Source organism: Streptomyces bohaiensis, assembly GCF_012033785.1.
In the GTDB taxonomy this organism is placed as follows: Bacteria; Actinomycetota; Actinomycetes; order Streptomycetales; family Streptomycetaceae; genus Streptomyces; species Streptomyces bohaiensis.
This window is the reverse complement of the sequence record NZ_JAAVJC010000027.1, coordinates 24,269-33,787: the sequence shown is the minus strand read 5'-3', so window position 1 is coordinate 33,787 and position 9,519 is coordinate 24,269. Positions and strand designations below refer to the sequence as shown.

Genomic DNA, 9,519 nt, shown 5'->3' with positions numbered 1-9,519 from the left:
GCCCGGCGCCCACGCACCCGCCGACGCCCGCTGACGCCCCGCCGCCCGGGCTCCACCCGAGCACCGCCGCCCGGGCGGCGCGGGGCGTACGGACGCCGCGACCACCGTGCGCCGTAGGCTGTGGGGCGTGCAGGAACTCCGTGACGCCCCCCTGGCCCCGCTCACCACCTTCCGCCTCGGCGGGCCGGCCCGCCGGCTGCTCACCGCCACCACCGAGGACGAGGTGATCACCGCCGTCGGCGAGGCCGACGAGCGCGGCGAGCCGCTGCTGCTGATCGGCGGCGGCAGCAACCTGGTCATCGCCGACGAAGGCTTCGACGGGACCGCGCTGCGCATCGCGACGCGCGGCACGACCCTCGACGGCACCCGGCTGGAGGTCGCGGCCGGGGAGAACTGGTCGGAGACGGTCGCCCGCACCGTCGAGGCCGGACTCGCCGGGGTCGAGTGCCTCGCCGGCATCCCCGGCTCCACCGGCGCCACCCCCATCCAGAACGTGGGTGCGTACGGTCAGGAGATCGCCTCGGTGGTGACCGAGGTCGTCGCCTGGGACCGCCGGGAGAGGCGGACAGTGGTCCTCCCCGCCGCCGAGTGCGGCTTCTCCTACCGGCACAGCCGTTTCAAGGCCGAGCCCGACCGGCACGTCGTGCTGCGGGTCCGGATGGAACTGGAGGACGCCGACGGACGCTCCGCCCCGCTCCGGTACGCCGAGACCGCGCGGGCCATGGGCGTGGAGACCGGGGACCGGGTGCCGCTGGCAGCCGCCCGCGAGACCGTCCTCGCACTGCGCAGCGGCAAGGGCATGGTGCTCGACCCCGAGGACCACGACACCTGGTCCGCCGGGTCCTTCTTCACCAACCCCGTGCTGGACGACGCGACCTTCGCAGCCTTCCGCACCCGGGCCGCCGAGCGGCTGGGACCCGACGTGACGCCCCCGGCCTTCCCCGCCGGAGACGGGCACACGAAGACCTCGGCGGCCTGGCTCATCGACCGCGCCGGCTTCACCAAGGGCTACGGCGAGGGCCCGGCCCGCATCTCCGGGAAACACACCCTGGCACTCACCAACCGCGGTGCCGCGCGCACCGCCGACCTGCTCGCCCTCGCCCGCGAGGTCCGCGCCGGTGTGCGGGACGCGTTCGGCATCACGCTGGTCAACGAGCCGGTGACCGTCGGCTGCACCCTCTGACCGACCATCTCCACTGCCCGGGCCCGGCACCCGCCACGCGGCGGCTGCCGGGTCGGCGCTGCGGAGACGGTCGGCGTCAGCCGCCCACCGGCCGCAGGGCCGGGTCGGGGGTCAGCCAGGCGTCGACGTCGGCCAACGCCGCCGCCAGTGCCTCGGGCGGCATCCGGCCCGCACGCAGCGACTGCCGCCCCAGCTCCGCCAACTCGGCGTCGGTGAATCCGTGGTGCTCCCGGGCGATCTCGTACTGCGCCGCGAGCCGGGACCCGAAGAGCAGCGGGTCGTCGGCGCCCAGCGCCATCGGCACGCCCGCGTCCCACAGCGCCCGCAGCGGCACGTCCTTCGGTTTCTCGTAGACGCCGAGCGCCACGTTGGAGGCCGGGCAGACCTCGCACGTCACCCCGGACTCCGCCAGCCGCGCCAGCAGTCGGGGGTCCTCCGCGGCGCGCACCCCGTGACCGATGCGGTCCGCCCGCAGGTCGTCCAGACAGTCACGGACGCTGGAGGCCCCCGACAGTTCGCCACCGTGCGGGGCGGCGATCAGACCGCCCTCGCGGGCGATCGCGAACGCGCGGTCGAAGTCGCGGGCGAAGCCGCGCCGTTCGTCGTTGGACAGGCCGAAGCCGATGACGCCGCGATCGGCGAAGCGCACCGCGAGTCGGGCCAGCGTCCGCGCGTCCAGCGGGTGCTTCATGCGGTTCGCCGCGACCAGCACGCGGATCGGGAGCCCCGTCTCCGCGGTGGCGCGCTCCACCGCGTCCAGGATCACCTCCAGCGCCGGGATCAGCCCGCCCAGCCGCGGGGCGTAGGAGGTCGGGTCCACCTGTATCTCCAGCCAGCGGGACCCGTCGGCCACGTCCTCCTGCGCGGTCTCCCGCACCAGGCGCTGGATGTCCTCCGGCTCCCGCAGGCAGGACCGCGCCATGTCGTAGAGGCGCTGGAAGCGGAACCAGCCGCGCTCGTCGGTGGCACGCAGCTTCGGCGGCTCCCCGCCCTTGAGCGCCTCCGGGAGGTGGACGCCGTACTTGTCCGCCAGCTCCAGGAGCGTGCCGGACCGCATGGAGCCGGTGAAGTGCAGATGCAGATGGGCCTTCGGCAACAGCCGGACATCTCGAACACTCGCCATTGGGAGATGGTGCCGCATCCACCACCCTCGGCGGTAATCCGCCCGGGCCGCCCCGCCGCCCGCGGCCCGGGCCCGGCACCGCCCGGGGGCAACGGCGACGGGCCGCCCTCCGGTGTCGGAGGACGGCCCGTCGCCTCGGGCGGAGCGGGGGATCAGTCCCGCGCCTCGGCCAGCAGCTTCTGCACCCGGGAGACGCCCTCGGTCAGGTCGTCGTCGCCGAGCGCGTAGGAGAGCCGCAGGTAGCCGGGGGTGCCGAACGCCTCGCCCGGGACGACCGCGACCTCGACCTCGTCCAGGATGATCTCCGCCAGCTCGACGCTGGTGGCGGCACGGCGGCCGCGGATCTCCTTGCCGAGCAGTGCCTTCACCGACGGGTAGGCGTAGAACGCGCCCTCCGGCTCGGGGCACTCCACGCCCGGGATCTCGTTCAGCATCCGCACGATGGTGCGCCGCCGCCGGTCGAACGCCTTGCGCATCTCCGCGACCGCGTCCAGGTCGCCCGAGACCGCCGCCAGCGCCGCGATCTGCGCCACGTTGCTGACGTTGGAGGTGGCGTGGGACTGGAGGTTGGTCGCCGCCTTCACGACGTCCTTCGGGCCGATGAGCCACCCGACGCGCCAGCCCGTCATCGCGTAGGTCTTCGCCACGCCGTTGACGACGATGCAGCGGTCCGCCAGCTCCGGCACCTCGACCGGCAGCGAGCTGAACTCGGCGTCCCCGTAGACCAGGTGTTCGTAGATCTCGTCGGTGAGCACCCACAGACCGTGCTCGGCCGCCCACAGGCCGATCTCGCGGACCTGCTCGCGGCTGTACACCGCGCCCGTCGGGTTGGAGGGCGAGACGAACAGCACCACCTTGGTGTTGGGGGTGCGGGCGGCCTCCAACTGCTCCACGCTCACCCGGTAGCCGGTGGTCTCGTCGGCGACCACCTCCACCGGGACACCGCCGGCCAGCCGGATCGACTCGGGGTAGGTCGTCCAGTACGGCGCGGGCACGATGACCTCGTCGCCCGGGTCGAGGATCGCGGCGAACGCCTCGTAGATGGCCTGCTTGCCGCCGTTGGTGACCAGCACCTGGGCGGGCTCGACCTCGTAGCCGGAGTCGCGCAGCGTCTTGGCGGCGATCGCGGCCTTCAGGTCGGGGAGCCCGCCGGCGGGGGTGTAGCGGTGGTACCGGGGGTCGCGGGCGGCCTGGACCGCGGCGTCGACGATGTAGTCCGGGGTCGGGAAGTCCGGTTCGCCCGCACCGAAGCCGATCACCGGGCGGCCGGTGGCCTTGAGGGCCTTGGCCTTGGCGTCCACGGCGAGGGTGGCGGACTCGGAGATGGCCCCTACGCGTGCCGAGACACGGCGCTGCGTGGGCGGGGTGGCGGACTGTGCGGATGGCGTCTCGGAACTCATACCCGGCATCGTTGCAGAACACGCCCGTCCGCGGCACGGAGGTGCCGCAGTGCGGACCCCGCCGCGCCGGCGGCGGGCGTCCGGCGGCGGGGTGCGCGGACCCCGGTGGGGACTGCGCCCGGTACCCGTTCGACGCCGGGCGGTATCACCGCGTACACTCTCGTCTCGTTGGTCGCAGCCCGGTCCGATCGGAAGGCGTCTCGCCTCTCCGAGGAGATCGTGTAACTTTGGTCGCGGCAACAAAGGGTCGTAGCTCAATTGGTAGAGCACTGGTCTCCAAAACCAGCGGTTGGGGGTTCAAGTCCCTCCGGCCCTGCTGCACACTGTGAAAGCCGCCCGGCTTGGGCCGGGCGGCTATGACCATGACCGGGATCGGGTGAGGACGAGTGGCTGGAATCGCGGACTCCGTCGAGGCGCCGGAGCCCCGGGGGGAAGGCACCGGTCGTCGCGGGAAGCGCGGCAAGCGCGGTCCGTTGGGGCGGCTCGCGCTCTTCTACCGCCAGGTCATCGCGGAGCTCCGCAAGGTCGTCTGGCCGACCCGCCGCCAGCTGACCACCTACACGGCCGCGGTCATCGCGTTCGTGCTGGTGATGATCGCGCTCCTGTCTGTGCTTGACTGGGGATTCACCCGAGTCATCGACTACGTCTTCGGCTGACCCGTCCCCGGCGAGGTGGGCCGGGCGTATCCGTACATCGCGGGACAGTCCACCGACGTGAAGCCAGGAAGAAGCAGCTACCGTGTCTGACCCGAACCCGAACGACGCCGCCGCGCCCGCCCAGGACGACGGCACCGCGCGCGACATCATCGAGGCCGCGGACACCGTGGACCCGACCGAGGCCGCTGACGAGGTCGACGGCACCTTCGCCGAGGAGGTCGCCGCGAAGGTGGAGGGCGGCGCGGCCGCCGAGACCGCCGAGGACGAGACCGCGCGGGAGCTGGCCGGCTACGCCGAGGTCGCGGGCGACACCGACGAGGACGACGAGCAGGTCGTGGCGGACACCGCCGCCGACGCCGTCGCCGAGGTCGAGGCCCAGGAGTCAGAGGTCGAGCAGGCCGTCGACCCGGTCGCCGCGCTCCGCGAGGAACTCCGTGTGCTGCCCGGCGAGTGGTATGTCGTGCACACCTACGCGGGGTACGAGAACCGCGTGAAGACCAACCTGGAGCAGCGGGCCGTCTCCCTCAACGTCGAGGACTTCATCTTCCAGGTGGAGGTCCCGACGGAGGAGGTCGTGCAGATCAAGAACGGCGACCGCCGCACCGTCAAGCAGAACAAGCTCCCCAGCTACGTGCTGGTCCGCATGGACCTCACCAACGAGTCCTGGGGCGTCGTCCGCAACACGCCCGGCGTCACCGGCTTCGTGGGCAACGCCTACGACCCGTACCCGCTGACGCTGGACGAGATCGTCAAGATGCTCGCCCCCGAGGCCGAGCAGAAGGCCGCCGCCGAGGCGGCCGGCCCCGGCGCCTCCGCCGCCTCACGCCGCGTCGAGGTCCAGGTCCTGGACTTCGAGGTGGGCGACGCGGTCACCGTCACCGACGGCCCGTTCGCGACGCTGCAGGCGACCATCAACGAGATCAACGCCGACTCCAAGAAGGTCAAGGGCCTCGTGGAGATCTTCGGTCGCGAGACCCCGGTCGAGCTGAGCTTCGACCAGATCACCAAGAACTGACCGCTCCAGGCGTCCGCAGCCGCCCCCGACCAGCAGGTTTCTGCCGGTCAGGGGCGGTTGCGCGTGGGCCCCGGACCATCCGTGGGCCGTCGCCGCGCTCGGCCGGCCCCGGGGCGCTCCGGCCGCCACGGCCGCCGGATCGCGGTTCCGGCGGCGGGTGCCGACGCTCTCCCGTCACTCCGCGTCACGGCCGCCGACCGCTCACACCCCGCGACGCGGCGACGCGGCGGATCGCGGACCCCGCCCGGCCGGCCGCCGACCCGCCCACCCGGCTGCCCCACCCGGGTGGCGCCGCGCAGGGGCCACCGGCCGGGGACCACGGTTAGTCTGGGCTCATGCGCGCGCTGATAGTGGAGAACGACGACAGGGTCGCGCGCGCCCTGAGCCGCACCCTGCGGGGCGACGGCTACGACGTGGAGCGTGCCCGCAGCGTCGAGGAGGCCGGCCGGGCGATCACCGCCGGTGACTTCGCCATCGCCCTGGTCGACCTCGGCCTCGACGACGGCGACGGGCTCGACGTCATCCGGTTGCTCCGCGACCACCCCTCCACCGGGGTCATCGTGGTGACCGCCCGGGGCGAGCAGGCCAACCGGGTGCGCGGACTGCGGGCCGGTGCCGACGACTACCTGGTCAAGCCGTTCGGGGTCGCCGAACTGCTCGCCCGGATCGAGGCGGTCACCCGGCGGCTCCGGGTGGGGCACACCGTCGCCGCCGCGCGCGGCTCCATCCGCCACGGCGAGCTGGTCATCGACCAGGACCGCCACGAGGTGGCCCGCCACGGCGCACTGCTCCACCTCACCCGCAAGGAGTTCGACATCCTGGTGCTGCTCGCCCGGAACGTCGGCGCCGTGGTGGAACGGGACCGCATCCTCGACCAGGTCTGGCAGTCCACCTGGGAGGGCAGCAGCCGCACCCTGGACACCCACATGACCTCGCTGCGGGCGAAGCTCGGGCCGTCGGCGGCGATCGCGACCGTCCGCGGCGTCGGCTACCGGCTGGAGCCCGCGACCGGCGCGGCCGGGTAGCCCGTGCGTCGCCGCATCGTCATCGCGCTGCTCCCGCTGCTCGCGCTGCTGGTGGTGGGCGTGGGCATCTCGTACACCGTCATCGTCAGCGAGCGCTCCACTCAGCGGGTCTTCATCGACCGCAGCGGTGACGCGGTGCGGTTCGCGACCCTGGCGGAGGCGGCGCTGCTCTCCGGCGACACCTCCCGGCTCCACGCCGAGCTCGACGCCTACCAGGAGCTGTACTCCTCACCGGTCTGGGTCATCGGCCTCGACGGGAGCCTGCTGCACGATCCGGGCGTGCCGCTGCCCCGGGACGAGGCGGTCGACGACCACGTGCAGCGTGCCTTCGCGGGCAGTCGGATCGGCGAGGCCCGGACGGTCTGGCCGTGGATGCCCGCGCCGCTGCGCGTGGTCGAGCCGGTGGGCCGGGACTCGCAGGTGACAGCGGTGGTGGTCATCGAGGCCCCCACCGAGGTGCTGCGCGAGACGACGATCCGGCAGTGGGGCATCGGGGCGGTGCTGCTCCTGCTGCCGGTGGCCGCGCTGATGGCGGCGCTGTGGCCGCTGAGCCGCTGGATTCTGCGCCCCGTCCACGACCTGGAGCGGATCGCCGCCGACGTGCGCGGTGGGGAGCTGGGGGCGCGCGCGGCGGTGGCGCACGGCCCGCCGGAGCTGCGCGGCCTGGCGTCCTCCTTCAACGCCACCGTGGACACGGTGCAGCGGACGTTGGAGCGGCAGCGGATGTTCGTCGCGGACGCCGCCCACCAGCTCCGCAACCCGCTGGCGAGCCTGCGGCTGTCGGTGGAGAACCTCCGTCCCTGGGCGGCGAAGGACCCCGAGGCGCGGGAGGCGGTCGAGGAGGCGGTCGACGGTGCCGAGCAGATGAGCCAGATGTTCGAGGCGATGCTCGCCGCCACGGCCACCGCCAGCCAGGAGCGCGTCAGCGACAGCGAGGCGTGGACCCTCGCGCGGGTGTTCGAGACCGGGCGCCCCCGGTGGGAGCAGGTCGCCGCCGAGCACGGCCTCGTCCTGGAGGTGGCCGACCCGGACCCGGAGCTCGTGCTGCGGCAGCCCCCCGGCGGCCTGGTGGCCGTGGTCGGCGAGCTGGTGGAGAACGCGGCGCGTCTCTCCGGCGGCACCACCATCACCGTCTCCCCGCTCGGGCCCGACGCCGAGGACCGCGGTGCCGTCGTCGTCGCCGACGACGGCACCGGGCTCACCGCCGAGGAGCGCGAGGCCGCCCGCGGTCGGTTCTGGCGGGCGCAGCGCCACCAGAACGTGCGCGGCACCGGGCTCGGGCTGGCGATCATCCACGACGTGGTGGAGGACGTCGGCGGCGAGGTGCTGCTCGGCGCCAACACCCCCTCCGGCCTGCGGGTGACCGTGCGGCTGCCGGTCGCCGGCACCGGCTGACCGGCGCGGGCGACCGGCGCCGGCCAGGCCGGTGCGCGGCAGGTCAGCCCATGGTCTTCTGCCCGTCCAGGGCCTCCCGGATGATGTCCGCGTGGCCCGCGTGCTGCGTCGTCTCCGCCAGCACGTGCAGCAGCACCCGGCGGGCGGACCAGGCGGCACCGGCCTCGAACCAGGGCGCCTCCGGCAGCGGCTGCGCCACCGAGAGGTCCGCCAGTGCCCCGAAGACCTCCGCCGTCCGCGCGGCGACGGCCTCGTACTCGGTGACCACCCCCGCCAGGGTCTCGCCCGGCAGCAGCCGGAAGGCGTCGCCCCACGCGGCGAGGTCCGCCTCCGTCATCTCGGAGAAGTTGCCGATCGCGCCGGCGCCCTCCAGGACGAACGCGGTCCAGCTCCGTTCGACCCCCGCGACGTGCTTGACCAGGCCGGCCAGCGACAGCTCGCTCACCGTGGTGCGGCGCGTCGCCTGCTCGTCGTCCAGGCCCTGCACGGTGCGCAGCAGCAGGCCGCGGTGGTGGGCGAGGGCGGAGAGGAGGTCCGTCACCTCGTCGTGGGCCGGCCCCGCCGGCCCCGGGCCCCCGGTCGCGTTGTCGGTCGAGCGCTCGGGTGTGGAAAGCATCGGACTACCTCCGGTGGTGGTTCCCCCGTGGCGGCTCCCGCCCGGGTGTCTCCGACGCTAGGGACCCTTCCGGCCGGTATCCGGCCGCATTCCGACCGGAAGTCGGGCGAGAATCGGAGCCATGGCGGACACCGGATCCAGAACCCTGCGGCTGCTGTCCCTCCTCCAGAGCCACCGGCACTGGCGGGGCGACGACCTCGCGACGCGGCTCGGCGTCTCCGCCAGGACGCTGCGCCGCGACATCGACCGGCTGCGGGAGCTCGGCTATCCCGTCACCGCCCACCGGGGCACCGACGGCGGGTACCAGCTGGCCGCCGGTGCGACGCTGCCGCCGCTGGTCATGGACGACGAGGAGGCGGTGGCGCTGGTCGTCGGCCTCCAGGCGGCCACCCGCATCGGTGCCGTGGCGGGCGCCGGCGAGGCATCGGCCCGGGTGCTGTCGACGGTGCTGCGGGTCATGCCCACCCGGCTGCGCCGCCGGGCCGAGGCGCTGAGCAGCGTCACCGACTCCGCCGGCTGGTGGCGTCGGGAGACCGCCGGCGGGGGAGTGGAGCCGGGCGTCCTGGTGGTGCTCGCCCCGGCATGCCGCGACGGCGAGACGGTGCGGTGCCGGTACGAGGCCGCCGACGGCACCCGCACCGAGCGCCATCTGGAGCCGCACCGCCTGGTCTGCCTCGGCCGGCGCTGGTACCTGGTCGCCTATGACCTGACCCGGCAGGACTGGCGCTCGCTGCGCGTGGACCGCCTCGACGAACCGCGGACCACCGGCGAGCGGTTCCGCCACCGCCGGGTGCCGGGCGGCGACCCCGCTGCCTGGGTACGGGAACGCGTCGGCGGGGCCCCGCGACGCCACCGGGTCGAGGTGCTCGTCACGGCACCGCCCGCCGCCGTGCGGTCGCGCATGGGCGACTGGGCCACGGTCGAGGCCACCGACGACCCCGGGCAGAGCCGGCTGCGGATGAACGTCGACGACCTCGCCTGGCCGGCCGTGGCCCTCGCCGGCCTCGACGCCGACTTCCGGATCGTGCACCCGCCCGAGCTGCGGGAGCTCCTCCACCGCTGGGCGGAGCGACTGCACCGGGCCTGACGACCCCGCGCCCGTCCCG

The 9,519-nt window shown here is 74.2% G+C and carries 9 protein-coding genes and 1 tRNA gene; 7 read left to right on the top strand and 3 right to left on the bottom strand.

Annotation, left to right across the window (positions count from 1 at the left end; all coding sequences use genetic code 11):
• The first annotated feature begins 106 nt into the window (after positions 1 to 106).
• The gene (locus tag HCN52_RS05970; RefSeq protein WP_376767094.1) at positions 107 to 1,183 is read left to right on the top strand and encodes a UDP-N-acetylmuramate dehydrogenase; all 1,077 of its coding nucleotides are present in this window, start codon (positions 107 to 109) and stop codon (positions 1,181 to 1,183) included.
• A 76-nt stretch (positions 1,184 to 1,259) separates the two neighbouring features.
• Here HCN52_RS05970 and HCN52_RS05965 read toward each other — a convergent pair whose 3' ends face one another.
• Together HCN52_RS05965 and HCN52_RS05960 are read right to left on the bottom strand one after the other, a co-directional pair.
• Positions 1,260 to 2,324 (bottom strand): adenosine deaminase, encoded by a 1,065-nt coding sequence (locus HCN52_RS05965; protein WP_376767093.1) that lies wholly within the window; start codon positions 2,322 to 2,324, stop codon positions 1,260 to 1,262.
• 134 nt (positions 2,325 to 2,458) lie between these two features.
• Positions 2,459 to 3,706, bottom strand: a complete 1,248-nt coding sequence (locus tag HCN52_RS05960; RefSeq protein WP_168087313.1) for a pyridoxal phosphate-dependent aminotransferase — start codon at positions 3,704 to 3,706, stop codon at positions 2,459 to 2,461.
• A gap of 243 nt (positions 3,707 to 3,949) precedes the next feature.
• Between HCN52_RS05960 and HCN52_RS05955 the strand changes: the two genes are divergently transcribed.
• From HCN52_RS05955 to HCN52_RS05935, 5 genes are all read left to right on the top strand, one after another.
• Positions 3,950 to 4,022 (top strand) — tRNA-Trp (locus HCN52_RS05955).
• A gap of 70 nt (positions 4,023 to 4,092) precedes the next feature.
• Positions 4,093 to 4,362 carry a preprotein translocase subunit SecE gene (gene secE, locus HCN52_RS05950; protein ID WP_168087312.1) on the top strand — a complete coding sequence of 90 codons (270 nt, stop codon included), beginning with the start codon at positions 4,093 to 4,095 and terminating at the stop codon, positions 4,360 to 4,362.
• An 82-nt stretch (positions 4,363 to 4,444) separates the two neighbouring features.
• The gene (gene nusG / locus HCN52_RS05945) at positions 4,445 to 5,377 is read left to right on the top strand and encodes a transcription termination/antitermination protein NusG (RefSeq protein WP_168087311.1); all 933 of its coding nucleotides are present in this window, start codon (positions 4,445 to 4,447) and stop codon (positions 5,375 to 5,377) included.
• 335 nt (positions 5,378 to 5,712) lie between these two features.
• Positions 5,713 to 6,402, top strand: a complete 690-nt coding sequence (locus HCN52_RS05940) for a response regulator transcription factor (RefSeq protein ID WP_168087310.1) — start codon at positions 5,713 to 5,715, stop codon at positions 6,400 to 6,402.
• Between the two features lie 3 nt (positions 6,403 to 6,405).
• The gene (locus tag HCN52_RS05935; protein WP_168087309.1) at positions 6,406 to 7,797 is read left to right on the top strand and encodes a HAMP domain-containing sensor histidine kinase; all 1,392 of its coding nucleotides are present in this window, start codon (positions 6,406 to 6,408) and stop codon (positions 7,795 to 7,797) included.
• A 43-nt stretch (positions 7,798 to 7,840) separates the two neighbouring features.
• Here the strand turns inward: HCN52_RS05935 and HCN52_RS05930 are convergent, their stop codons facing one another.
• On the bottom strand, positions 7,841 to 8,413 hold the full coding sequence (locus HCN52_RS05930; protein ID WP_168087308.1) for a DinB family protein: 573 nt from the start codon (positions 8,411 to 8,413) through the stop codon (positions 7,841 to 7,843).
• 121 nt (positions 8,414 to 8,534) lie between these two features.
• On the opposite strand from HCN52_RS05930, the gene HCN52_RS05925 reads away from it, so the two are divergent.
• Positions 8,535 to 9,500, top strand: a complete 966-nt coding sequence (locus HCN52_RS05925) for a helix-turn-helix transcriptional regulator (RefSeq protein ID WP_168087307.1) — start codon at positions 8,535 to 8,537, stop codon at positions 9,498 to 9,500.
• The last annotated feature ends 19 nt before the right edge of the window (positions 9,501 to 9,519 follow it).

Excerpts from the sequence above, each read along its gene's own strand:
- HCN52_RS05965 (WP_376767093.1), bottom strand. The coding sequence starts at position 2,324 with ATGCGGCACCATCTCCCAATGGCGAGTGTTCGAGATGTCCGGCTGTTG.
- HCN52_RS05960 (WP_168087313.1), bottom strand. The coding sequence starts at position 3,706 with ATGAGTTCCGAGACGCCATCCGCACAGTCCGCCACCCCGCCCACGCAG.
- HCN52_RS05940 (WP_168087310.1), top strand. The coding sequence starts at position 5,713 with ATGCGCGCGCTGATAGTGGAGAACGACGACAGGGTCGCGCGCGCCCTG.
- HCN52_RS05930 (WP_168087308.1), bottom strand. The coding sequence starts at position 8,413 with ATGCTTTCCACACCCGAGCGCTCGACCGACAACGCGACCGGGGGCCCG.
- HCN52_RS05925 (WP_168087307.1), top strand. The coding sequence starts at position 8,535 with ATGGCGGACACCGGATCCAGAACCCTGCGGCTGCTGTCCCTCCTCCAG.